The sequence below is a fragment of the Haloplanus litoreus genome (assembly GCF_045690335.1).
GTDB classification, from domain to species: Archaea; Halobacteriota; Halobacteria; order Halobacteriales; family Haloferacaceae; genus Haloplanus; species Haloplanus litoreus.
Genome location: NZ_CP147874.1, coordinates 2,063,486 through 2,087,975 on the forward strand (window position 1 = coordinate 2,063,486; position 24,490 = coordinate 2,087,975).

A 24,490-nucleotide genomic window follows, 5' to 3' on the forward strand; every position below is an offset into this window, starting at 1 on the left:
GATAACATTCAAGATGACGTGCTCCATTGACAACTTCATCAGCGGATGACGGACTCTACGTTCTCTCCCGGACAACAGGTGATTCTGAACGGTGCATCTGCCGAAGTCATACAGACCCGGTCGGTCGGCGATCTGCAGTATCTCCGCGCCTATATCGACGGTGAAGGCGTCAAGACGGTCTGTCTAGACGACGTTGAAATTCAGCCCCGACAAGACCCGATCGACACGGTCAGCGATCAACAACTCGAATCCCTCCACCCGGACCACGATGCAGTCTCGGCTCAGTGGTTCGACCTTCACACACAGGCGACGAAGCTCAAACTCGCCCACGAACAGGGCCAGTTGCTGAGTATCTCGAACTCGCTCGTTCGGTTGGAGCCCTACCAACTGGCGTGTGTGAACTGGGTGATGCAGAAGCTTCGCCAGCGAGCGCTCATTGGCGATGACGTGGGGCTCGGGAAGACGATCGAAGCTGGGCTCATCCTCAAGGAATTGTCCGCTCGAAACCGTGCGGATCGGGTTCTGTTCGTCGTTCCAGCTCACCTGCAGAAGAAGTGGGTCAGAGATATGGACCGGTTCTTCGACGTGAACCTGACCGTCGCTGATCGGGCGTGGGTAGAGGGTGAGCGACGACGGCTCGGCGAGGAGGCGAACATCTGGAATCAGGACCAGCAGCAGTTGGTCACGAGCATGGCTTTCGTCCGACAGGACGAGTTCCGCCCGGCGCTCGAAGACGCGTTCTGGGATGTCGTGGTCGTCGACGAGGCGCACAAGGCGGCCAAGCGAGGAGAATCGCCGAGCAAGACCTCGAAAGCGGTCGAGACGATAACAGGGAACTCGGACTCCCTGCTGCTCCTGAGCGCGACACCACACGACGGTAAGGGCGAGGCCTTCCGCTCGCTCGTCGAGTACGTCGATCCATTCCTCGTCGCCGAGGGTAGAGAACTGACACAGGAGGCCGCCAATCGCGTGATGATTCGCCGAGGGAAAGAGGGCCTCTACGACGATAATGGCGAACGCATCTTCCCCGACCGAGAAGTCAGCTCGGTATCCGTCCAGATGACCCACGACGAACGGCAGTTCTACCGTGGCGTCACCGACTACGTGAAACACGTCTACAACCGCTCGGAGAAGCTGAACGAGCCCGCGGTTGGGTTCGCGATGGCGCTGATGCAGAAGCGTCTGGTGAGCAGCGTCGGGGCGATCCACTCGACGCTCCGCCGTCGACTGAACGACCTGCTCGACGCCGAAACGGCGACAGACAATCTCTCCGAGGAGGCCGAGGCCTACCTCGACGGAGAGGATCTCGATGAAGAGGGCAAACAGCAGGCTGAGGACGAAATCGCTGGCCTGACCGTGGCGAGCGACGACGAACAACTGCAGGAGGAGATCGACACGCTTCGCGACCTCGTCGCACTAGCCGAAGGGCTCCCGGTCGACTCGAAGGCCCAGAAGGTGCGCCGGTTCATCAGCCAACTGCTTGAGGAGCAACCAAACGAGAAGCTCCTGTTGTTCACGGAGTACCGAGACACACTCGACTACCTCCTTGAGTTCGTGCAAGACGAACCGTGGGCTGACGAGATTCTGGTCATCCATGGAGACGTGGACAAAGAGGAGCGGGGCCGGATTGAGGACGAGTTCAATCACGGCCAATCGAGATTGCTGTTCGCGACCGACGCGGCGAGCGAGGGTATCGATCTCCAGCACCGTTGCCACATCATGGCCAACTACGAGCTGCCGTGGAACCCGAATCGCCTCGAACAGCGCATCGGACGCATTCACCGCTACGGGCAGGACAAGGAGGTGAAGGTCTGGAACTTCCTCTTCGATGACACCCGCGAGAGCGAGATTTTCGAGATGCTCCAGACGAAGGTCGACGAGATCCGCTCGAAGCTCGGGAACACTGCCGACGTGCTGGGGATGCTCGACGATATCGATGTGGACTCACTCATCATGAAGTCCATCCAGAACGACGAGCCAGCGAGTGCGACCAAGGAGGAACTCGAGGAGATGATCGAAGAGCGTCAACGTACGCTTGAGGAGTGGTACGAGCGGAGTCTCGTCGAGACCAGTACGTTCGACGCAGAGAGTCGCCGGCAGATTCAGGAGGTGGTGGACGATTCCGAGGATGTCTATGGGAGCGAGGGCGACATCCGGGAATTCTTCGAGCAGGCTGTGATGGTCTTCGGTGGCGAGTTCGAGAAGCAGGGCACCAATTTGTATCGGGCTGAATTACCTGAGGGTATTCGTTCGTCGAGCAGTGACGAGTCGTTCGGTCCGTTCACTTTCGACCGGGACTTCGCGATGGAGCACGAGGGCATCACCTACCTCGCTCCCGACACGGATGTTCTACAGCGGTTGATGGCGCGGGTTCTCGACGACGAACGAGGTGAAGTCGGACTCAAGCTACTGCCATTCGTTGACAGTCCGGGGATTACCTACAACTACCGCGTAGCGTTCGAGGATGGTACTGGAGAGGTGATTCGAGAGGAGACGATCCCCGTCTTCGTTGATGCCGAGCAACAGGACGCGCAACAGGCGCTCGGAGAACGAGTTGTCGAGGGAGAGACAGTCTCTGCGAAGCCGGAAGCAGCCCATCTTCAGCAGACCTTGGCTGTAAGAGACGAGCTTCGTACAGCTGCTGACCGGTACGTGAGTGTACGTGTCAACGAGATTAAAGCTGAACTGAGCGCTAGCCGGCACGAAGAGACGGCCCGTGAACTCGAGAATCTAAACGAGTACGCGCGGGCGGAGCGAGAGCGAATCGAGGCCTTCATCGAGGAGTACCAGCGCAAAGCCGAGGGCGGCTCAGACATGAATATCGCTATCCGCGGCCAGCAAGAGCGTCTCGAGAAACTTGAATCCCGCATCGAACGAAGGCGAGAAGAACTTCGCCAGCGCGAACGAGTAATCTCGCTGGCTCCAGAAGTCGAGAATTACTGTCTTACGCTCCCTCTTTGAGGTGGAGAACACCACTGAACAGAAGCTTCCACAGATTGTTCAGGTTCGGTTCTCTAGAGCAATCGAACCTAATCTCAGAAGAATACTCTCGGAGCGGCGGCCCATTGTTCGATTGCGTCAAGCATCGCTCCCTCGTCGCCGAACGAGAGGCTGGCTCGATTGAGTGTCTCGTAATCGACGATAGATCCTCTCTCTCCCAACGGTTCGGACTCTGTTACCGTTAGATTCCAACTTCCCCGGAAGTATCCGAGACTGGCCTCAATAGGCCCGTTTCGCACAGACACCCCGCAAACTGTTCGCCACGGTGTCGGTCCCCGTTCTGTCTTGAACTGTCCCTGAGTTCGTCGGTCAATCTCGCCGAGCAAGCTTGAGCTGAACGGACCCAGTAGTGACCCGGAGTCGTTGAGTGCAGCCTTGAGCCCAGAGATGGTGGAAGCTTTCGAGGAGAACTCCGCACTCACTCGGTCATCTCCCTGTGTAATGGAGGCGATTGTGAACCAGTCGTCAGGTGACGTTACCTCCCATCCGCTGATGGAGGCCGCTACAGAGATATCCTTCCGAGTCCACCTGATCTCGGCCTTCCTGTACTGCTTGTCTTCACCGGACAAAAAGCCAGAATCGTCGATTGACGGTATTGTTTCGATCTGGAAGTTCACCTCCCATTCCCAAGAGCCATCGTCTCCAGCAATTTCCTGTGCGTACCCTTCAAATTCTTCTGCAGTGCTCATCGTTTGTTCTCCGGAAGCGGTATCCTCGGACGTGCCGCGAGGATTCGTTCCATCTTCGTCTACTTCGATGGTGTGTCGGAATATGTACTAATCGGTCTATACACGGTGGTCTAGTGTCCATAGGTGCCACTTTTGTGGCCCCACAATACAGTAGAGAGAATATTATAATATTCTGATATTCAGACAAGTTCCGATTGTCTGGTTCCGATTAGGTGCTAGAAGAGATTGGGAAACCTGCTGGTTTCACCACTCGGCGTCCACGGTGTCATGGCGAGCGGCAGGGTCAGAGTGAGCGTAGCCGAGTGTCGTTTCGATATTGCGAATGTTCACGTTTCAGACGGGAAGTATATATTCGGATGCAGCTTCCTCGTAAATGATGACGAACGAGAGTTCAAACCCCGAATATGCCGCAAAAGAAACCCTGATTAAGCTGATTGAAAACGCCAGTAGAGATCTCAAGATGGTCCGAGAGTTACGCTTGATGACGGATCAAGAGGAACTCGAAGGAGAACTGGATGCATTGGAGGCCGTCGAGGTGTATCTCGCAACAATTCTTCGCTCGATACACTACCGGCGCTCAGAACACTTTGATGAAGAGCAACAGTACGTCACCCCACTTGACGAGAGTCAGATGGAGCATCTGATTGCAATGGCTCAGCGTGACGAGCCTGAGTGGGAAGGAACGGTTCAAAAACGAGGTCCGTCACCGCCGTTTCTCGACTGAACCGACTCGATATACTGGTAATCGTGGAATCGTTTGTTCTGGGTTTCACTCACCACTTCGCGTTCACGGTGTCAGAACAAGTGGCAGAATCCGAGTGAGCGTAGTCGAGCGTCGTTTCGGTACTGCGATGACGGAGCTGCTTTCTCGCGTGGTGAATACCCTCTTCGTTGGCTCAAATCATAGCAATGCCGTGCCGAACGGAGTATCAGCTAAGGGTACGCTCAGAAGGCCGACTCCCTTCCCCACCGGTGGGTTGCCGAAAGAACGTGTTCGAAGAATTTGAGGTATGTAGGGTACCAAGCTTGTTGAGTCAGAGGTTGTCGTGTCCGAGATACCTCTGGTAATCTAAGAACCTTTTGTCCAAGATCTTCAACAAGAAGTGAGGTTCGGTTACTTCCGTGCGCTATTCGAGGGGATAAAAATAACGCATGGAGTTAAGCCACCCTCGATTTGATATTCTGCCGAATGGCAGACAGCAGAGCCCCTCAACCCGCGACGGGTTGGAATCCAGACCATGTTTGCGGGGGTGTTTTATATAGTGCCCCCTGCTGTCGTGTGAATCTGAAGTGTAGTGAAGAAGGATGGGCGCTGCAGGATTTGAACCCGCGGCAATCTGGTCCGAAGCCAGACACTCTGTCCAGGCTGAGCTAAGCGCCCGTAGTTGTGGAAACTCGACGGCCGATGTTAAATGACGCGGTTCGCACCTCGATCTATCACCTCGACAACTGCTAGGGCGGTGAGAGCTCGTCCGTCGCGTCATTTCTCCGCGTCGGCGTCTCATCCCTCGATTCTATGCAATCAAAAAGAATATTACCGGCTCACTATATTTCCATACTACCTCATGATTTCCGGTGAGTTGTGTTGTCCGCAGGGTTGGAGATGTCTCCGTCTAGCACCCCCTGCGAGGGTTCGAGATGTATGACCTTGGCCCGCCGCTCGACGTCGAGGTCGAGGGGGGAAGCAACCTGCTTCTCTCCGGCCCCGCACTCACTGGCAAGAAGCAACTCGCCTTCGACGTCCTCTCGACCGGTATCCGGAACGGCGACGGCGCAATCGTCGTCAGTAACACGGACGGCGCCAAGCGGGTGTTCGAGGACCTAGGTGACCGCGTCGACTACACCGATCGACCGGTCGCCATCGTCGACTGTGTAACCCGACAGCAGGGCGGCGAGGTACGTGACGACACGCAGGTCCGATACACGTCCTCGCCGGTCGATATGACCGGTGTCGGGATCAAGTTCTCCGAACTCCTGGAGGAGTTCTACGAGCGACGGAGCGTCAAGCACAACCGAGTGTTTCTGGACTCGCTGTCGACGCTCCTGATGTACTCCGACCTCCAGACCGTGTTTCGGTTCCTCCACGTCTTCACGGGGCGAGTACAGAGCGTCGACGGCCTCGGGCTCTACGCTATCGACTCCTCGGCTCACGACGACAAGACGATGAACACGCTCAAGCAGTTGTTCGACGGCGTGATCGAGACACACGAGGACGGCGAACCGACGGCGAACCTGCCCGGTCGCTAGCGGACGATTCTTGCACCGGTGGCCCCTATCGTCGAGTCATGACGAACGCCAGTGACACCGACATCGATTCGCTTCTCGACACCCACACCATCGCCGTGATCGGGTGCTCAGGCACGCCGGGGAAGGCGGCCCACGACGTCCCGGCGTATCTCCAGCGACAGGGGTACGACGTCGTCCCGGTCAACCCGCATCGTGACGAGATTCTGGGGCGGCCGGCGGCCGACGGACTGGCAGACGTGGCCGAGCCGGTCGACCTGGTGGACGTGTTTCGACCGAGCGAGGAGGTGAGCGACGTCGTCGACGCGGTGATCGAACGGGCACGGACCCGTGGCGACGTGCGTGGCATCTGGCTCCAGCAGGGCATCCGCGACGACGAGGCGGCTGCCCGTGCCCGCAACGCCGGCTTGCTGGTCGTCCAAGACCGGTGTCTGAAAGTCGATCACGCGCGGCGGCGCGGGTAGCGGGTGTCAGGCGTCGGCGGTGGGGGTGTCCCCGTCCTCGTCACCGTCGGCATCGTCGTCGCCGGCGACGTCCTCGGCGTCGACGACGTGGACTTCGGCGGTGATCGCTTCGACGTCGATGCCCTCCCGCTCGGCGAGGGCGTCGAGGATGGCACGCTGTTCGGCCAGTTCGTGATCGAGATCGTCGACCCGGTCCCTCGTTTCGGTGACCGTCTCTCGCATCTCGGCGATCTGCTCTTTGAGTTGGTTGAGACGGGTGTACACGTCCTCGGCCATATCGACGACCTGCTGGAGCTTCTTCGCCGTACTTCCAAGACCCATACCTGTGCCTTTCGCGCGGGCCTTGAGTGTGTTTCGGGGTCGATTCAGTCGGCGACCCCGATCCGTGGCACTGCGCGCCGGAGGACGACGTAGGCGGCGACGCCGAGGGCGACGTAGCCGACGACGAGGGCGGGATAGGTGGGACCGACGCTGTCGACGGCGAGGCGGGCCACGGAGTTGACCGGGTTCGCCGGCAGGAGCGTCGCCCCGCCGAAGGCGACGAGGACGCCGACGGAGTAGAGGAACTGCGCCGCCCGCCGATCCGGCGAGAGGAGAGCGATGGTCGCGCCGAGGGTGACGACCAGGAGGGAAAGCGCCGCGACGACGACGAGGACGGCGACGGGATGACGGACGCTCGTTCCGTTGAGATCCAGGAGCGCGATCCAGAGCGCCGCCTGGGCGGGGGCGAGTCCCGCGGCGGCCCACACCTTGCCGTCGACGATGTCGACGGTCGTGACGGGGGCGACCCGCAGGAGTTCGAGCGTCCCGCGTTCGACTTCCTCGGTCAGCGAGTCGACGGTCATCGACCCGCTGATGAAGACGGGGAGGAAACACAGCAACGGGAGCAGGACGGTGTAACTGAACCCGTAGTACGGCGAGGCGTCGCTCCGTGGCGGGAGATCGAGCGGCGTCGCCGACAGGGACGACGACCGATCCTCGCGTTCGACGCGCTCGAACGTCGACAGGGCGTCCCGCAACTGCACCACGACGATCGTCGTGCGCACGTTACCGTCGGGCACCGTCGCGGAGACGAACACCCGACCCGCCCGTCGGTCCGCGAGGAGGACGGCATCCACCTCCCCGCGCTCGAAGGCCGTCCGGGCCGTCGTCTGCGAGGCGTAGGCCGTCCCCGTCACCGACGGCTGTTCGTCCACCACCCGCAACAGGTCGTCGCTCGCGTCGCCGGTGACGGCCACGTCCGTCTGGAATCCATCGACGCTGCCCGGATCGTACAGCGAGACGAGCCCGACGACGAGAAACGAGGAGAACGCGGCGATGAACAGTTGGATGAGCAAGGCGAGGACGATGGTCTTCTCGGAGCGCAGCGTCGCCAGTTCCCGCTTCGCGATGGTCAGTCGTGGGTCACCCAAGGGTGCTCACCACCGCGAGGTTGTAGGCCGTGTGGAGCAGTATCGCGGGTACCAGCGCCGCGAGGTACCACTCGCGGGATCGCGTCGCCCCCAGGGCCGCGATGCTCGTCGTCGCCGCGTGGAGGACGAGCGGTGCGAACAGGAGGAGTCCGAGTGCGACGCCCGATCCGACGCCGACCGGCGTGAACGCCGCCTGGCCCAACGCGAGGTCCGGCAGGCCGACGAACTGGACGACCGCGGTCAGCTTCTCGCCGAGGAAGAATCCGATTCCCGAGAGCGACCCGAGGACGAGGGCGGTCCGGGCGGTTCGGCGGCCGGCGAACTCGTCGCGAAAGCCCGCGTAGACGTGGACGCTCTTGGCGACTTCTTCGACGCCGGCGACGACGAGCAGGAGCAGGGGAATCGACACGTCGACGGGGAGGACGAACAGGACGGCGATGGTGAGGAGTTCGGCGATGAAGACGAAGGGGATCGAGAGCACGCTCAGGACGGCCATCGAGCGCCGCCCGGAGATTCGGCTGTTGAGCGCGTCGAGGAACTTCAGCGGGACGGGCCGCTGGGTGAACATGTCCTCCTCGCGGTAGACGCCGACGCCGAGGAGAAAGAGGACGGCGGACCCGACGTAGAACGGTCCGGTCGAGAAGGCGTACTGGGCGGCGGTGACTCCGGTTCCTTGCAGGTCGTGGACGACGAGGGTCAGCGGCGAGATGAGGGCGATGGGCGTCACGTTCGTGAAGATGGCCGGAACGAACGCGTAGGAGGTGAGAAAGACGGACACCGTGACGGTGACGAAGGTGAGTTCCTTGAACGACCGGGCGAACATGCCGCCGACGAACGTCGCCGCGAGGTAGAGCGCGGCGATGGGGGCAACGGCGGCGACGCTCGTCACGCCGCCGCCGATGGCGAGGGAGATGACCACGGTCAGGCCCACGAGCGCCGCCAGATAGGGCAGGGTCTTGCCGGCGACGATAGCCGACGGGGAGATTGGCGCGACCAGCAGGAGTTCGCCCCGCCGGTTGATACGCTCGTCCAGGATGCTACTGCCGTAGGGCTGGATGACGAAGTTCATCGGGATGAAAAAGAGGAACGCGAGAACGAGCGCACCGAAGGGGAACGGCGGCGAGATATCGGCCGGGGACCCGGAGGTTCCGCCGCCGAAGAGGCCGCTGCTCCCGAGGAGTGGCACGCCGAGCGAGCCGTCACTGGAGCCGGTCCCGTCGGCGTCGAGTCCGGCGGCGCTCCCGTCACCGGCGCCGTCGCCCGCCCCGCCGCTCCCGTCGCCATCGCTCCCGCTCGTACTCGCGTCCACGTCGGCGGCGCCGTCGCCGGTTCCGGTTCCGGTTCCGGTTCCGGTTCCGGTTCCGGTGCCGCCGGTCGCCCCTGCCGGCCCCGGGCCGCGCCCGCGGTCGGCGTACTGGAGCGTGACCACGACGGGGAACGCCGCCGAGACGTTCGCCTCCTCGCTCATCGCGTCGAGGTTGTGTCGGCGGACGGCGCGCCGGAACGTCGACAGTGCGGCCTCGCCCTTCCGCGAGTCGGCGACGTAGAACCGGCCGTCGCCGACGACCATCTCGACGCCGCGGCCGAGCGAACCGACGTCGGGCGGCCGGGCCGCGAGCGCCGGAGTCCCCCGAACCACCTCGTGGTAGGGGCTGTCGGGCGCGACGCCGATGCGGTAGACGTCCCGGTCGAGGGCGACGCCACCGCTGGCCACGGCCGCGCCGCCGACGGCACCCGCGAGGAGGAGGGCGACGACCCCGAGCGCCGCCGTCCGCCGGTCGACGACGCCGACGCTTCGGCTCACCTCCCAGCGGGCGATGCGGGCGACCGTCCGAACCCCGTCACGGAGACGGTCGAGCGGCGACCGTACCGTCACTGCTCACCCCGCGGCCCGTCAGCCCGGTCGGCCGCCAGATCCAGAAAGATCTCTTCGAGACTCGGCTCGTCCGTGCGGATGTCGACCACCTCGCCGCCGTTCTCTGCGGCCGCCTCGCGCACACGGTCGACGGCCGCCATGTCCGCGACGGTGACGGCGTGGCGGTCGCCGGCGGGGTCCGTCTCGGGGAGGGGAACCGACGTGAAGACGCGGTACTCGGTGGTGCCGTACTCCTCGCGGATCTCGGGGACTGTCCCGCGGGCGACGATTTCGCCACGGTCCATGATGGCGACGCGGTCACAGACGCTCTCGACGTGATAGAGGTTGTGTGCGCTGAACAGGACCGTCTTGCCCGCGTCGCTGAGTTCGCGGACGAACTCGAGGACGTAGTTCGTCGTCAGTGGGTCGAGGCCGCTCGCCGGTTCGTCGTAGATCAACACGTCGGGGTCGTTCACCAGCGACCGCGCGATGGCAACCTTGCGTTTCATCCCCTTCGAGACGTCGCCGAGTCGGCGGTCACGGTGGTCGAGTTCCAGACGGTCGAGCGTCCCTTCGATCCGTTCGGTCGCCGTCCCGCCGGGCACGTCGTAGAGGTCGGCGAAGAAGTCGAGATACGAGCGGGCGGTCATATCCTCGTAGAGCGGCGATTCCTCGGGGAGGAATCCGAGCGAGCGGCGCATCTCGGGGTCGGACGCGTCGAACCCCGCGACGGTCGCGGACCCCGCGGAGGGGTCGACGAGGCCGGCGATCATCTTCAGCGTCGTCGTCTTGCCCGCGCCGTTCGGGCCGACGATGCCGAAGATCTCGCCCCGATCCACGTCGAAGGTACTGCCGACGACGGCGGGGAAGTCGCCGTAGGTCTTCCGGAGGGATTCCACCTCGATCATTGACCCGTGCGAGGGGTGGCGGTGGGTTAAACGCACGGCTCACAGAATCAGTCCTGATTCTCAGTCTTCGACGATGTCGACCCGTTCCCGGAGCCACGCGGCGGCCTCGGCGAGTGTCTCGGCGTCGGTACCCGTGAGTTTCAGCCGATTTCGCCCGCCGCTGCTCGGATAGCTCCCGACCGTCACGTCGAATCGCTCGCGGACGCCCGCGAGCGTCTCGACCATCGACCCCTCCGGCTGTGGGGTGTGTAGCGTCGTCGAGACGGCGTCGCCGCCGAACTCCGGGGCCACCAGTTCGAAGAGCGCACGCATCTCCGCCGGGACGCCGGGAAACGCGTAGACGTTCTCCAGCACACAGCCAGGACACAGTCCCTCGGGGTTGACGAGCGGGCGGCTCCCCGCCGGGAGCGCAGCCCAGGCGTCGACGTCGATGTCGAGGTCGTGGGCCTCGACCAGGTCGGGGTTCTCGTCCCGGTACGAGGCGACGGTTTCGATCACGTCCTCGCGGACGGTTGGGTCCACGACCAGCTCACGGCCGAACGCGTCGGCGACGGCGTCGGCGGTCACGTCGTCGTGTGTGCCTCCCAGCCCGCCGGTGACGACGACTGCGTCGAACGAGTCGCTCCACTCCCGGACCGTCTCGGCGATCAGGTCCCTGTCGTCCGGGACGGTCAGGATGCGAACGACCGTCGCGCCCGCGTCGGTCAGTCGGCCCGCGAGCCACGTCGCGTTGGTGTTCTCGGTGTCGCCCGCGAGTACCTCGTCACCGACGGTGAGGATGGCGACTTCCATCGGTGGCCCTGCGAGGCCGACGGTGAAAAGAATCCCGTTAGTCGTACTCGTAGAAGCCCGTCCCCGTCTTCCGGCCGAGGTCACCGGCGTCGACCTTCCGCTTGAGCAGGTACGGTGGCTTGTAGCGGTCGCCGAGTTCCTCGGCGAGGGTCTGACTGGCGTCGAGACAGACGTCGAGGCCGATGTGGTCGGCGAGTTCCAGCGGACCCATCGGAACGTTCGTCCCGAGTTTCAGCCCCGAATCCATGTCGGCCTTCGAGGCGACGCCCTCGTCGTAGGCGCGGATGCCCTCGTTGATCCACGGCATCAACACACGGTTGACGACGAACCCGGGCTTGTCGTCGGACTCCCAGGTCGTCTTGCCGAAGTCCTCGGCCAAGGCGTGCGAGAGGTCGACCACGGTGTCGGCCGTCTTCTCGCCGACGACGAGTTCGAGGCCCTCCATGATCGGTGCCGGATTCATGAAGTGAAGACCGACGACGAGTTCCGGGCGCGCCGTCGCCGACGCGATGGTGGTAATCGAGAGCGTGGAGGTGTTGGTCGCGAGGACTACGTCGTCGTCGACGGCGGCGTCGAGGTCGGCGAAGATGTCCTGCTTGACGTCCATGTTCTCGACGGCGGCCTCGATCACGTAATCACAGGCCGCAAGCTCGTCGAGGTCGGTCGTCCCGGAGATACGCTCGACGGCGGCGTCGGCCTCCTCGCGCGTGAGTTGCTCCTTCTCGACGAATCGGGAGAGGCTGTCGTCGATGCGGTCGAACCCGTCCGCGACGAGTTCGTCCTCGATGTCGCGCATCACCACGTCGTAGCCGGCCGTGGCGGCCACCTGTGCGATTCCGCTGCCCATCGTGCCGGCGCCGACGACCCCGACGGTGTCGATGTCGCTGAGTTCTCGCATTGACAGGTCCTGAGCGCGGAAGGGTTGTAAGGGTAGCGAACGGGGAAACGGCGGCGAACCGCACCCGCGACTCGCCCCCATCATTTATCACGGACTGATCTGTCCGTGACAGTAGGCTCGAACGATGGGACCGGACGACTACGACCGGATTCCGGAGACGGTGCCACCGCTCACGGTAGGCGACGACGTCGACTTCGCGGCGGTGGAACTGGGAGAGCGAATCGGTACTGGCGGGGATGCGGACGTGTATCGGGCAACAGTCACCCACCGTGGAGACGCGTACCCGGTCGCAGTCAAGCAACCGCGATTCGAGGGGACGATCCAGGAGCGAGCCGTCGAGGAGTTCGAATCCGAGGCCGAAACCTGGGCCCGTCTCGACGACCACGACAACGTCGTCACGGTGTACGCGTGGGGGACCGAGCCGCTTCCGTGGCTGGCACTCGAGTACATGGACGGCGGGACGCTCGCGACGATGCTGGGGGACCTCGACCTGCCCGAGGCACTGTGGCTCGCCGGCCGCATCGCCGAGGGCGTTCGTCACGGGCACCGTCACGGCGTCGCCCACCTCGACCTCAAGCCGACCAACCTCCTCCTGCGTGAGACGGGACCGGGAACCTGGGACTATCCCAAGGTGAGCGACTGGGGCCTCGCCAAACTCCTGCTCCGACACTCGAACAGCGTGGAGGGGCTTTCGCCCACGTACGCGGCCCCCGAACAGTTCGATTCGGAGACGTTCGGGAGCGCCGACGACCTGACCGACGTCTACCAGCTCGGAGCGGTGGTGTACGCCCTCCTGACGGGCGAACCACCGTTCACGGGGCCCTCGGCGGCCGTGATGCGAAGCGTCCTGCAGGACACTCCGGAGCCGCCGTCGGCGGTCGATCCGAGCCTGCCCCCGGCGGTCGACGAGGTGGTCACGACGGCGCTGGCAAAGCGGAAGGACGACCGCTACGAGGGCGTCCTCCCGTTCCGGAAGGCGCTGGATCGGCTGTTCGAGTCGGTCGTCGACGCGGAACGGGGCGCCTCGGGAGCCGTCGCCGCGCCGGCCGACGACCCGTTCGCCAGCGCCGCCACGGCCACGGCCGGCGGTCACGAGCCGTCGCCAGAGTCGACCGACTCGGCCGCGTCGATGGACCGCGACACCGGCGACGACGGCGACGGACTCGTAACCCGCCGGCGTGCGCTCGGAGTACTGGGAGTGGGCGTCGTGGGCGCCGGCGGGTGGCTGGCGACGACGGATCGCAGCGGTGATCGGACCGATTCGGCTGGGATGCCGGGCGACGACACGGCGACGCCGCAACCGACGGCGACGCGGACGGTCACGCCCACTGCGACGCGGACGCCCACGGCGTCACCGACGGAGACGTCGACGGGCACGGCGCCGGGCATCTCCGGCGACGAAGTCGACAACGCGACCCAGGACGCCCTGCTTCAACTCGTCGAACCGGCTGCGACGATCACCGTCGGTCCGGGTGGACGACTCCAGTTCGACCCGGAGACCCTCGCCGTCTCCCAGGGCGACGTCGTCGAGTGGGCGTTCGACACCGGCGGCCACAACGTCTCCGGGCATCCCGACGCCAACGAGGACGTGTCGCTCCCGGCGGGGGCGGCGCCGTTCGCGAGCTACGACGCCTCGGGCGACGACGTCGATCACCTCTCGACCCGGGAGGCCGGCGACAGCTACAGACACCAGTTCGAAGTCACCGGCGACTACACCTACGTCTGCGTTCCCCACGCGTCCTCCGGGATGATCGGCCGGATCACCGTCCGCTGACCGCCTCGTGCGGTGACGCCTCCCACTCCTCACGCCCGACCACACGCTTTATGTGTGAATTCGTCGGAATGTCCTATACATGATTCCCGGTGCTGACTCCGCGATCACCCGCGACGGCAAGGCACTGATCCTCGCGTACGACCACGGGCTCGAACACGGGCCGGTCGACTTCGAACCGGTGCCGGAGACGACCGATCCCTCGACGGTGTTCGACGTGGCGACCCACGACGCCGTGACCGCCATCGCGGTCCAGAAGGGCGTCGCCGAGGCGTACTACCCCTCCTACGAGGACGACGTGCCTCTGCTGGCGAAGCTCAACGGCACGAGCAACCTCTGGATGGGCGAGCCCGACTCGTCGGTCAACTGGTCGGTCGACTACGCGGCCGAACTCGGCGCGGACGCCATCGGCTTCACCGTCTACGGTGGTTCGAACCACGAGGTGGAGATGTTCGAGGAGTTCCGCGACGCTCAGGAGAACGCCCGCGAACACGACATGGGTGTCGTGATGTGGTCGTATCCGCGCGGACAGGGGCTGAAAGACGACACGAGTCCGGACACCATCGCCTACGCCTCCCGCCTCGGGCTGGAACTCGGCGCCGACATCGCGAAGGTGAAATACCCCGGCTCCGCCGACGCGATGAGCTGGGCCGTCGACAGCGCGGGCAACATGAAAGTCGTCATGAGCGGGGGGTCGAAGACCAGCGACGAGGCCTTCCTCTCGACGGTCCGCGAGGCGATGGACGCCGGCGCCGACGGCTTGGCCGTCGGTCGCAACGTCTTCCAGCGGCAGAACCCCGAAGCCATCCTCGACGGGCTCGAAGCGGTCATCTTCGACGACGCGTCCGTCGAGGAGGCACTCGCCACCACCGGCGGCCTCGAAGCGAGCGACTGATGGCCCACACCGACACCGTCGCCGCAGTCCGCGACGCGGTGGCCGCGGCGGCCCCCGAGATTCGAGCGGGCCTCCCCGGTCGTCGCGAGAAGTCGGACGACGAGAACCCCACCGGTGACAGGCGGCTGGCAGCCGACGAGTACGCCGACGAACTTCTCGAAGACCGTCTCGGCGGCCTCGACGGCGTCGGCGAGTACGCGAGCGAGGAGCGCGCGGCCGTGATCGATACGGGGAGTGGCCTCTCCGTCGCGGTCGATCCCCTCGACGGCTCCTCGAACCTCAAACCGAACAACGTCATGGGTACTATCGTCGGCGTCTACGACGCCACCCTCCCGGCCAAGGGGCGGACGCTGGTGGCCGCGGGGTACGTCCTCTACGGCCCGATCACCACGATGGCCTTCGCCCACGAGGGGACGACGACCGAGTACCTGATCGAGAATGGCGAGGCGACGACGCTCCGCGAGGAGGTGACGCTGCCCGACGATCCGACGGTGTACGGCTTCGGCGGCCGAGTCCCGGACTGGCCCGACGACTTCGCGGCCTACGTCGAAGCGATCGAGTCCGAACTCAAGCTCCGATACGGCGGGGCGATGATCGGCGACGTGAATCAGGTCCTCACCTACGGCGGGGTGTTCGCCTACCCCGCACTCGAGTCGGCGCCCGCGGGCAAACTCCGCCTCCAGTTCGAGGGCAATCCGGTCGGTTACGTGATCGAGTCGGCGGGTGGACGGAGCTCCGACGGGAACGGGTCGATCCTCGACGTCGAACCCGAGGAACTGCACGACCGGACGCCCGTCCACCTCGGGAACGCGTCGCTGATCGACCGACTGGAGTCGGCGGTCGACTGATACGGTTCGTCGTAACTGGATCCCGGTGGGTCGCCGTCGCGTGCCGCCGACGCTCCGGGAATGGCGTACACTGCGCCGTCCGACTCGGACGGCGATTTCACTCCGGTAATCGGTCATTTACTCCGCGTATGCGGCGTATACTCACGGTGGTGGTTCCCCACCCGTGAGGTATGGCAACCGACCTGACGGAGACGGTCGGCCCACCCGTCGGCGGCACCTACCTCGCCAGGGTCGCCGCTCGAACGACGGAGTACGCGACGGTTCTGTGGGCCGTCACCGTCGTCGCCCTCGTCCTCGACGGCGCGCTCACCCTCGTCGGCATCCGCCTCGGCCTCACCGAACTCAACCCGATTGCCGCCGACCTCATCACTTCGGTGGGCGTACTGCCGGCACTCGCGGCGCTGAAAGGCGGTGCGGTCGGCGTCGGTCTGGCCGGCTGGGTCGTGATGCCCGCCGACTACCGCGGACTCGTCCCCGCCGGCTTGGCGCTCCCCTGGGTTGCCGCCGTCGTCGCCAACGTGTTCTCCGTCGGCGTCGTCGTCCTCTCCTGATCCTGTCGGCTGTAGCGTCCGTATCGACTCGTAGCCGGCCGCAGGAGGGGGACTGGGCCGGGGATTCATCCCGTCGGCCGCCCTCCGTCCGCCATGGCCCGTCGAACCGTCCTGTTCTCGCCCGGCGACCGGCCGGAACTGTGCCGCAAGGCGCCCGCGACGGGCGCCGACACGACCGTGTTCGATCTAGAGGACGCCGTCGCTCCCGCGCGGACGGCCGAGGCGCGGGCGGCCGTCGGCGACGTACTCGCGGATCCGGCCTTCGATCCCGAGGGTGTCGAGGTGGCGGTTCGCGTCGCCGCAGACCCCGACGCCGCGGCGGCGGATCTCGACGCTCTGGTCGACCGGTCCCCGATCCGTCTCGACGCGGTGATGCTGCCGAAGGCGCGCGTCGGGACCGCGAACGCACTGACGGACACCCTGGCCGCTCGGGGACTCTCCGTGTCGGTCCTTGCGCTGATCGAGACGGCGACCGGCGTCCTCGACGCGCGCGAGGTGGCGGCCGTCGAGGAGGTTGATGCACTCTGTTTCGGCGCTGAAGACCTGGCGGCCGACCTCGGGGCGACCCGGACCGACGAGGGGATGGAGGTGCTGTACGCCCGCGAACACGTCGTGGTGGCCGCGCGAGCGGCGGGCGTCGACGCCGTCGATACGGTCCACACCGACCTCGAGGACACGGCAGGGCTTCGGTCCGAGGCCGAGTTCGCCGCGACGCTCGGCTACGACGGCAAGATGGTCGTCCACCCGTCGCAGGTGCCGGTCGTCACGGCGGCATTCGCGCCGGATCCGGATCAGGTGGCGTGGGCGAAGCGGGTGCTCTCGGCGCGAGAGGCCGTCGGGGAGGACCGAGGGGTGTTCGAGGTGGACGGCGAGATGATCGACGCACCGCTTTTGACCCGAGCCGAGCGCATCCTCGACCGGGCGGACGAGTAGCCGAACCGTCGTTCGAAAGGACTGTATTGCAGGGGGTCGAATCGAGTCGTCAGATGGCGGAAATCAATCCGTTCAAGAGTCTTCAGGAGCAGATCGACGACGCCGCAGCCTACTTGGATACGGGCGACGACGTGATCGAGCGCCTCAAATATCCCGAGCGCGTCCTAGAGGCGACCCTCTCGGTCGATATGGACGACGGATCGGTCGAGCAGTTCCAGGCCTATCGGGTCCAGTTCAACGGTGATCGCGGCCCGTACAAGGGCGGAATTCGCTACCACCCGAACGTGACACAGGCCGAGGTGACGGCGCTCTCGGGATGGATGGTGTACAAGTGTGCCGTGGTCGATATCCCCTACGGCGGGGCGAAAGGTGGAATCGCGTTCGACCCGCGGGAGTACTCTGAGAGCGAAGTCGAGCGAATCACGCGCGCGTTCGCGGCCGAACTCCGTCCGTTCATCGGCGAGGACCGCGACATCCCCGCACCCGACGTGAACACGGGACAGCGGGAGATGAACTGGATCAAGGACACCTACGAGACGCTGGAGCGGACGACCGAACCCGGCGTCGTCACCGGGAAGGCGCCGTCGTCCGGTGGAAGCGCGGGGCGCGTCGAAGCGACCGGTCGGTCGACGATGCTCACCGCCCGCGAGGCCTTCGACTACTTGGGCCGGGACATCGAGGACGTAACCGTCGCCGTTCAGGGCTACGGCAACGCCGGATCGATCACCGCCGCCCTCCTCGAAGCCGAGGGCGCCACGGTGGTCGCTGTCAGCGACTCGAAAGGGGGTATCTACGCCGCCGACGGCCTCGACACGTCGGCAGTCAAGACCCACAAACGCGAGACTGGGTCGGTCGTCGGCTATCCGGACGCGGACCGGGAGCTGACCAACGAGGAACTGCTGACGGCCGACGTGGATCTGCTGGTGCCCGCGGCCCTCGAGAATGCCGTCGACGCCGGCATCGCACGCGAGGTACGGGCCGACGTCGTCGTCGAGGCTGCCAACGGCCCGCTGACCCCGAACGCCGACGACGTGCTCACCGACCGCGACGTGTACGTGTTCCCCGACATTCTGGCGAACGCCGGCGGCGTCACCGTCTCCTACTTCGAGTGGGTGCAGAACCGACAGCGGTTCGCGTGGACCGAGGACCGAGTCAACGACGAACTCGAACGAATCGTCACCGAGGCGTTCGACCGGCTGGTCGACACCTACGAGTCAACGGACGTTCCGAACTTCCGGACGGCCGCCTACGTCGTCGCCATCGAGCGAGTGGCGGACGCCTTCGACGACCACGGCAACTGGCCATAGACCATCCCGTGCCGAGGGATTCAAGACGCCACGGGTGACTCACACACGTAATGTTACAGGACCACCTCATCAGCGCGGCCCACCTCTCACGGGACGACATCGAGGCGGTACTCGACCACGCGGCGGCCATCGACGCCGACCCCGAGGTCGTCCGCGGCCGACACGACGGGCGCGTGCTCGCGCTCTGTTTCTTCGAACCGAGTACCCGCACGAAGATGAGCTTCGAGACGGCGATGAAACGTCTGGGCGGCGAGACCATCGACATGGGATCGGTCGAGTCGTCGTCGGTCAAGAAAGGCGAGAGCCTCGCGGACACAGTGCGGGTCATCGAGGGGTACGCCGACGCCATGGTCCTCAGACACCCGAGCGAGGGGTCGGCGAAACTCGCCTCGGAGTTCGTCGACGTTCCCCTCGTGAACGCGGGCGACGGCGCCGGCCAACACCCGAGTCAGACCCTCCTCGACCTCTACACGATTCGGGAGAACGCGGGACTCGACGACATCACCGTGGGGATCATGGGCGATCTGAAGTACGGGCGGACGGTCCACTCGCTCGCCCACGCCCTGACCAACTTCGACGTGCGCCAGCACTTCGTCAGCCCGGAGAGCCTGCGCCTGCCCCGGAACGTCCGCTACGACCTGCACGAGGCGGGTGCTCAGGTTCGGGAACACACCGACCTGGACGAGGTGTTGCCGGACCTCGACGTGCTCTATGTCACCCGCATCCAGCGGGAGCGGTTCCCGGAGGAACGGGAGTACCGCGCCGTCGCCGGCGAGTACCGCATCGACAACGAGGTGTTGACGGACGCTCGCGACGACTTGACGGTGATGCATCCGCTCCCGCGCGTCGACGAAATCGCCCCCGAGGTAGACGAGACGGCGCGCGCGAAATACTTCGACCAGGCCCACAACGGCGTCCCCGTTCGGATGGCCCTGCTCGATTCCTTGCTCGGAGGCGACCGATGAGCGACACCGACAAAGAACTCCGCGTCAGCAAGATCCGAAACGGTACCGTCATCGACCACGTCACCGCCGGTCAGGCACTGAACGTCCTCGCCATCCTCGGCATCGACGGCAGCGGCGGCGAGAGCGTCAGTATCGGCATGAACGTCCCCAGCGACAAACTCGGCTTGAAGGACGTCGTGAAAGTCGAGGGGCGCGAACTCAGCCAGTCCGAGGTGGACGTACTCTCCCTCATCGCGCCCGAGGCGACGATCAACATCATCCGCGATTTCGACGTGATTGAGAAAAACCGGGTCGAGCGCACCGAGTCGGTGACCGGCATCCTCGTCTGTCCGAACCACAACTGCATCACGAACGCCGACGAACCCGTCCGGACCGCGTTCGAGGTACTCGACGACGGCGTCCGCTGTTCGTACTGCGGGACGATCATCCGCGATGACGACGTCGCCGAACACATCGACACCCGCGGGTCGGGCGAAACCGCTTTGTGACCGGTGGCCCAACGGTGGACCATGTCAGGAAAGACGAAGTTCATCCTGGTGCTCGCACTGATCGCAATCGGCTACGTCCTGCTCTCCGGCGACAAAGAACCGGTCGAGGTCGACGTCGAGGAGTAACGCCCCCTTCTCCGAACGAACTACTTACCCGCACCCGCCCGTTACCGGCGGGTATGTACGGCGTCGTCACGCGGAACGCCGAGGAACTGGAGTGGTCGGCGTTCGACGCCGGCTTCTACGAGGTGAAGGACGTGACCGGGCGTGCGGCCGCCCCGGTGTCGACCGGGGTCAACATGGTCTCGGCCTTCGGCGACAACGCCGCCGTCGGCGACGACAACTCCATGGCGGCCGTCGACGCCGAGGGCCGTCCCGCGACCCGCGACCGGCCCTACTTCGACTGGTCGTCCGTCTGCCCGACCCACGACCGGTACCGCGAGGGTTTGCTCGAAATCGTCGACGACTGTATCGAGGCGCTGCCGGACCTTCGCCTCGACGACGTCGGGTTCCCCCGCGACGACTACTGCCGGTGTGAGCGATGCGACCGCCGCTTCGCCGCGAGCGAGTTCGACGACCGGGCGGACTGGCGCGCCTCGGTGGTCACGGACTTCGTCGCCGACGTGCGCGACCGGGTGCCGGGCGACCTCTCGCTCACCTGCTACCCCGACCCCTACCCCGGTCACCTGCGCACCCGGAGCGGGGTCGATATCGAGGCACTGGCGCCGATGGTCGACGAGTTCGTCGTCCCCCTCTACGACACCGCCTACGGGACGACCTATTGGCTCGAGACCATCGCCAAGGGGTTCGAGAGTCGGCTGGCGGGCCTCGACGCGGCGCTTGCGGTCGAGCTCTACGCCGTCGAGGTGGACGTCGACGCCCTCGTCGGCGCCACCGAAGTCGCCGACGCCTACGCCGACGCAGTCTATTTCGGCTACGACGCCAGCAACGCGGCGGCGGCCATCCGTCGGATGCGCGCGGACCGCCGCGAGGGCGTCTCACACGGCGACGCCGTCGACGACGATCGGGATCACAGCGGCCCGTAGGAGAGCGCCCAGATGACGGCGATACCGAGCGAGAACACGAGGACGGCGAACAGTCCAAGTACGTACAGCATACGTCCCGTCGTCATACGCCCCGTTCGGCGTGGATTCCTATAGCTTCGGCGGTGATCACACCAGATCGTCGAAGGCGTCGCCGGCGACCCCCGATCCCTCGGGGACGGCGATAGTGCCGCGGTCGACCGGCACCGGATCGGCGGCGAGATCCGTGGCGAGCGCGCTTCCGGTCGCCAGCCCACAGGCGCGCACGTCCGGAATCGCCGCGGCGACGTGGACCGCCGCCGTCCGGGCCGGCACGGCGTCGATGGTCGTCGTTACCACCGGGTCGACGCCTGCCGCCCGCGCGTCGGTCGCCGCCCGGTACGCTCGACCGGGGCCACCGAGCGCCATCGGCTTCAGGATCAGCACGTCCGCGGCACCGGCCTCCAGTACCGCTGCCGGGTGCATCTCGGCCAGTGTCTCGTCGACCGCGACGTCGACACCGCGGTCCCGGAGGGCGGCGTGCCCGGACAGGTCCCCGGCGGGGAGTGGCTGTTCGAGGTAGGCGAGATCCAGGGCGGCGAACGCGTCGACCGCTTCCATCGCCGTCTCGCGGTTCCATGCACCGTTTGCGTCCGCCCGGAGGGCGACGTCCGCCCCCACCGCGTCCCGGACCGCGCGGAGGCGTGTCACGTCGCGGTCCAGGGCCCCGACGCCGACTTTCAGTTTCAGGCAGTCGAAACCTGCCTCGACGGCTTCGGTCGCCGCCGTGACGGTCGCGTCCACGTCGGCGTCGCCGAGCGTCGCGTTCACCGGCACCGTCGCCGCCGGACCGTCGGTGAGGAGGGACGCCAGCGAACGGCCGGCGTACCGTCCCGCGGCGTCGAGGAGCGCGTGTTCGACGGCGTGACGGGCCGCGGGGGCGTCGTCAAGCGGGTCGGTCACGGACGGCGGTGCGTCGTTCAGTGGGTCCGGCGCGTCGCCGGCGTCGGCCACGGCGTCGAAGAGCGCGTCGTCGCCGGCGGCGGCCACGGCGTCGAGGGCGGTCCGGCAGTCGGTGAGCGACTCCGTCCATCCGGGGAGCGGCGTCGCCTCGCCGACACCCCGGACGTCGTGGGCGTCGATACCGACCAGCACCCCTTCGCGGCGCTCGATGCGGCCACGGGCGGTCGACAGGGGGCGCGCGAGGGGGAGCGAGAAGTCGCGCCGATTCATCTCATATCCCGACGGCGAGGCCGACGCCGAACAGAAGGGCGTGTGCGGCGAGCAGTTTGCCGGTGCGTTCGAGCGCGGGGTTCAGCGCCTCGCCGGCAGTCCGGGTACAGACGGTGCGGCCCACGCTCGCGGCGAGCGGGAGCGTCAGGAGTGGCAGCACGACGGCGGGGGAGGCGGGACCGACGAGCCACAGCGCGGGCGGGACGAGGTACGCGAGGGCGAGGAGCGTAACGTACTGAACGCGACTCCAGCGGTAGCCGAGGCGAACGGCGAGCGTTCGCTTGCCCGTCCGTGCGTCGGTTTCCATGTCGCGGACGTTGTTGACGACGAGGATGTTCGTCGACAGCGCGGCGACGGGGAGGCTAGCGACGACGGCGACCGGCGGGAGCGTTCCCGGCGGAATCGTGAGCGGGAGCGGTGCCGCGAGGACGGCGGCCGCCTGGACGTAGTACGTGCCCGTGACGGCGACGACGCCGAAGAAGACGAACACGAAGACGTCGCCGAGGCCGTGGTAGCCGAGCGGGTAGGGACCGCCGGTGTAGGCGTAACCGGCCGCGACGGACAGCAGCCCGACGACGAGGATGGGAAGGCCGCCGACGTAGACGAGCGTCGTGCCCACGAGGACGGCGGCGCCGAACGTGAGGTAGGAGGCCCGCTTTACCGATTCGGGGGAGATGAGTCCCGACTGCGTGACACGGGTGAATCCCTCGCGGTCGTCCGTGTCAGCGCCCTTGACGGCGTCGTAGTAGTCGTTGGCGAAGTTGGTGCCGATCTGTATGAGGGCGGCGCCGATCAGCGCCGCGGCGGCGGCGAGCACGTGGTCGACCCCGCGGCCGACCGCGAGACCGGTTCCGACGGCAACCGGAGCCGCCGTCGCCGGGAGCGTCTGTGGCCGTGCGGCCATCACCCACGCCCGGGATCGGCTGATCTCCTGTGTGCTCATCGTCGAACGGTCGGGACGCCACCGCGTAAAGACTGCCGCTTTTCGACCTACCACCAGACGGCGAACAGGAGGCGGAACGTCGCGTAGGCGCCGGCGGTCGAGAGGATCGGAACTACGTTCTGCATCAACACGACCCGCCCCGTCGTCTCGGGGTTGAACAGGTCGGCGGCGCTCGGCGTGTCCTCCGGTTCCTCCTCGCCGATCTCCGGCGCCTCCTCGCCCGGTTCGTCGGCGGTGAGTGCCCCGACGGAGACGTTCGGCTTCTTCTCGCCGCGGACGCCCTCGGAGACGGTGATAGATCGGGTCGCGCGCCCCCACCCGAGGCCGACGATGGACATCGTCGCGATGATGACGAACGAGGCGGGGATGCCGATGGCCGACAGGCCGATGACGATGCCCGAGGAGATGACGGCGACGACGATAGCCGCCGTCAGCGGCAGGTCGGTGATGTCGTTGCCGAGGGTGTCGAGCGTCCGGCGAGCGATGGTGAGCGCCCCGACTGCGACGGAGAGGCAGCCGAGGACGATCAGGAGATTCAGATCGACGCCGGCGCCGTAAAGCGGCGCGATGGCGTTGGCGATGTTCGACGTGCCTGACGAGAAGGCCATTAGACAGCCGATACTGATGACGACGACGGTCCCCGCGACCTCTCGACGGGTGGTGTTCGGGCCCGACTTCGGCATCGGAATCGCTCCGGAGCGGTCGAGGGTGAGCAGGTTCCCGTCGCTGCGCTCGATGGCGATCCAGCGGTTGATCGCCGGGTAGAAGTATCGGCCGACGACGCCGGACACCCAGAATCCGACGAGAGGGGCGACGATCCACCAGACGGCGATTTCACCCATGACGGCCCAGTCGAGTTCGCCGGCCGCGACGCCGAGGCCGGCGATAGCGCCGACTGCGGTCATCGACGTGGAGGCCGGCACACCGGCGTAGTTGCCGACGAACAGCGCTCCGCCGATGAAAAAGAGGACGACGATACTCGACTCGACGGTGAAGACGCCGGGATCGGTCACCAGTTCGCGACCGAGCGTGTTCACGACCCGCCGGCCGATGGTCCACGCGCCGACGGAGAAGAACACGGCCATGAGGGCGCCAGCGAACAGTTTCGAGATGACGCCCGCCCCGACTGCCGGCCCGAAGGCCGGCCCCGTGTTCGACCCGCCGATGTTGAAGCCCACGAACAGCGAGACGCCGAACCCGACGAGCAGGAGTGCCCCGATCATGCGTCGCCGTCGCCCCCACGACCCGTGCGTTCGTGCGGACCGATCCGTC

23 protein-coding genes and 1 tRNA gene are annotated in these 24,490 nt (G+C 65.7%); 13 read left to right on the forward strand and 11 right to left on the reverse strand.

What is annotated here, in order from left to right:
• Positions 1-45: 45 nt before the first annotated feature.
• Positions 46-2,961 carry a helicase-related protein gene (locus tag V8686_RS11095; RefSeq protein ID WP_379704145.1) on the forward strand — a complete coding sequence of 972 codons (2,916 nt, stop codon included), beginning with the start codon at positions 46-48 and terminating at the stop codon, positions 2,959-2,961.
• Between the two features lie 74 nt (positions 2,962-3,035).
• On the opposite strand, the gene V8686_RS11100 is transcribed toward V8686_RS11095, so the two are convergent.
• On the reverse strand, positions 3,036-3,689 hold the full coding sequence (locus V8686_RS11100) for a hypothetical protein (protein ID WP_379704146.1): 654 nt from the start codon (positions 3,687-3,689) through the stop codon (positions 3,036-3,038).
• 376 nt (positions 3,690-4,065) lie between these two features.
• Here V8686_RS11100 and V8686_RS11105 point away from each other — a divergent pair, with 376 nt between their 5' ends.
• On the forward strand, positions 4,066-4,413 hold the full coding sequence (locus V8686_RS11105; RefSeq protein WP_379704148.1) for a hypothetical protein: 348 nt from the start codon (positions 4,066-4,068) through the stop codon (positions 4,411-4,413).
• Positions 4,414-4,995: 582 nt separating this feature from the next.
• On the opposite strand, the gene V8686_RS11110 is transcribed toward V8686_RS11105, so the two are convergent.
• Positions 4,996-5,070, reverse strand: a tRNA-Arg gene (locus V8686_RS11110).
• A 257-nt stretch (positions 5,071-5,327) separates the two neighbouring features.
• Here V8686_RS11110 and V8686_RS11115 point away from each other — a divergent pair.
• Both V8686_RS11115 and V8686_RS11120 read left to right on the forward strand, forming a co-directional pair.
• Positions 5,328-5,936: an RAD55 family ATPase gene (locus V8686_RS11115; RefSeq protein ID WP_379704149.1), complete on the forward strand. Its 609-nt coding sequence runs from the start codon at positions 5,328-5,330 to the stop codon at positions 5,934-5,936.
• Between the two features lie 38 nt (positions 5,937-5,974).
• The gene (locus V8686_RS11120) at positions 5,975-6,397 is read left to right on the forward strand and encodes a CoA-binding protein (protein ID WP_379704150.1); all 423 of its coding nucleotides are present in this window, start codon (positions 5,975-5,977) and stop codon (positions 6,395-6,397) included.
• A 6-nt stretch (positions 6,398-6,403) separates the two neighbouring features.
• Here the strand turns inward: V8686_RS11120 and V8686_RS11125 are convergent, their stop codons facing one another.
• Genes V8686_RS11125 through V8686_RS11150 form a run of 6 tightly spaced genes read right to left on the reverse strand, consistent with a single transcriptional unit; the run spans position 6,404 to position 12,262 of the window.
• On the reverse strand, positions 6,404-6,718 hold the full coding sequence (locus tag V8686_RS11125; protein ID WP_379704151.1) for a DUF5798 family protein: 315 nt from the start codon (positions 6,716-6,718) through the stop codon (positions 6,404-6,406).
• Positions 6,719-6,762: 44 nt separating this feature from the next.
• Positions 6,763-7,809 (reverse strand): ABC transporter permease, encoded by a 1,047-nt coding sequence (locus V8686_RS11130; RefSeq protein WP_379704152.1) that lies wholly within the window; start codon positions 7,807-7,809, stop codon positions 6,763-6,765.
• A complete protein-coding gene (locus V8686_RS11135) occupies positions 7,802-9,685 on the reverse strand; it encodes an ABC transporter permease family protein (RefSeq protein ID WP_379704154.1) in 1,884 nt (627 codons plus the stop codon). Before V8686_RS11135 ends, V8686_RS11130 begins: the two co-directional genes overlap by 8 nt.
• The gene (locus V8686_RS11140) at positions 9,682-10,572 is read right to left on the reverse strand and encodes an ABC transporter ATP-binding protein (RefSeq protein ID WP_379704155.1); all 891 of its coding nucleotides are present in this window, start codon (positions 10,570-10,572) and stop codon (positions 9,682-9,684) included. Before V8686_RS11140 ends, V8686_RS11135 begins: the two co-directional genes overlap by 4 nt.
• A 60-nt stretch (positions 10,573-10,632) precedes the next feature.
• Positions 10,633-11,364, reverse strand: coding sequence for a competence/damage-inducible protein A (locus V8686_RS11145; RefSeq protein ID WP_379704156.1), 732 nt, complete (start codon positions 11,362-11,364; stop codon positions 10,633-10,635).
• 37 nt (positions 11,365-11,401) lie between these two features.
• Positions 11,402-12,262, reverse strand: coding sequence for a 3-hydroxyacyl-CoA dehydrogenase family protein (locus tag V8686_RS11150; RefSeq protein WP_379704157.1), 861 nt, complete (start codon positions 12,260-12,262; stop codon positions 11,402-11,404).
• Positions 12,263-12,386: 124 nt separating this feature from the next.
• On the opposite strand from V8686_RS11150, the gene V8686_RS11155 reads away from it, so the two are divergent.
• The 9 genes from V8686_RS11155 to V8686_RS11195 all read left to right on the forward strand — a co-directional run bounded on the left by V8686_RS11155 (position 12,387) and on the right by V8686_RS11195 (position 21,066).
• Positions 12,387-14,036: a protein kinase domain-containing protein gene (locus tag V8686_RS11155; protein WP_379704158.1), complete on the forward strand. Its 1,650-nt coding sequence runs from the start codon at positions 12,387-12,389 to the stop codon at positions 14,034-14,036.
• A 79-nt stretch (positions 14,037-14,115) separates the two neighbouring features.
• Positions 14,116-14,928: a class I fructose-bisphosphate aldolase gene (locus tag V8686_RS11160; RefSeq protein WP_379704159.1), complete on the forward strand. Its 813-nt coding sequence runs from the start codon at positions 14,116-14,118 to the stop codon at positions 14,926-14,928.
• On the forward strand, positions 14,928-15,776 hold the full coding sequence (locus V8686_RS11165) for a class 1 fructose-bisphosphatase (protein ID WP_379704160.1): 849 nt from the start codon (positions 14,928-14,930) through the stop codon (positions 15,774-15,776). Before V8686_RS11160 ends, V8686_RS11165 begins: the two co-directional genes overlap by 1 nt.
• A 170-nt stretch (positions 15,777-15,946) precedes the next feature.
• Positions 15,947-16,327 carry a DUF5658 family protein gene (locus V8686_RS11170; protein WP_379704162.1) on the forward strand — a complete coding sequence of 127 codons (381 nt, stop codon included), beginning with the start codon at positions 15,947-15,949 and terminating at the stop codon, positions 16,325-16,327.
• Between the two features lie 93 nt (positions 16,328-16,420).
• Positions 16,421-17,260, forward strand: a complete 840-nt coding sequence (locus tag V8686_RS11175) for an HpcH/HpaI aldolase/citrate lyase family protein (RefSeq protein ID WP_379704163.1) — start codon at positions 16,421-16,423, stop codon at positions 17,258-17,260.
• 53 nt (positions 17,261-17,313) lie between these two features.
• The gene (locus V8686_RS11180; protein WP_379704164.1) at positions 17,314-18,567 is read left to right on the forward strand and encodes a Glu/Leu/Phe/Val family dehydrogenase; all 1,254 of its coding nucleotides are present in this window, start codon (positions 17,314-17,316) and stop codon (positions 18,565-18,567) included.
• Between the two features lie 50 nt (positions 18,568-18,617).
• The gene (gene pyrB / locus V8686_RS11185; RefSeq protein ID WP_379704165.1) at positions 18,618-19,532 is read left to right on the forward strand and encodes an aspartate carbamoyltransferase; all 915 of its coding nucleotides are present in this window, start codon (positions 18,618-18,620) and stop codon (positions 19,530-19,532) included.
• A complete protein-coding gene (pyrI, locus tag V8686_RS11190; RefSeq protein ID WP_379704167.1) occupies positions 19,529-20,020 on the forward strand; it encodes an aspartate carbamoyltransferase regulatory subunit in 492 nt (163 codons plus the stop codon). The genes pyrB and pyrI overlap by 4 nt, the downstream gene beginning before the upstream one ends.
• Positions 20,021-20,199: 179 nt before the next feature.
• On the forward strand, positions 20,200-21,066 hold the full coding sequence (locus V8686_RS11195; protein ID WP_379704169.1) for a hypothetical protein: 867 nt from the start codon (positions 20,200-20,202) through the stop codon (positions 21,064-21,066).
• 126 nt (positions 21,067-21,192) lie between these two features.
• Here the strand turns inward: V8686_RS11195 and V8686_RS11200 are convergent, their stop codons facing one another.
• Genes V8686_RS11200 through V8686_RS11210 form a run of 3 tightly spaced genes read right to left on the reverse strand, consistent with a single transcriptional unit; the run spans position 21,193 to position 24,441 of the window.
• On the reverse strand, positions 21,193-22,275 hold the full coding sequence (locus tag V8686_RS11200; protein WP_379704170.1) for a mandelate racemase/muconate lactonizing enzyme family protein: 1,083 nt from the start codon (positions 22,273-22,275) through the stop codon (positions 21,193-21,195).
• 1 nt (position 22,276) lies between these two features.
• On the reverse strand, positions 22,277-23,218 hold the full coding sequence (locus V8686_RS11205) for a 1,4-dihydroxy-2-naphthoate polyprenyltransferase (protein ID WP_379704173.1): 942 nt from the start codon (positions 23,216-23,218) through the stop codon (positions 22,277-22,279).
• A 47-nt stretch (positions 23,219-23,265) separates the two neighbouring features.
• The gene (locus V8686_RS11210; RefSeq protein ID WP_379704175.1) at positions 23,266-24,441 is read right to left on the reverse strand and encodes an inorganic phosphate transporter; all 1,176 of its coding nucleotides are present in this window, start codon (positions 24,439-24,441) and stop codon (positions 23,266-23,268) included.
• Positions 24,442-24,490 lie beyond the last annotated feature (49 nt).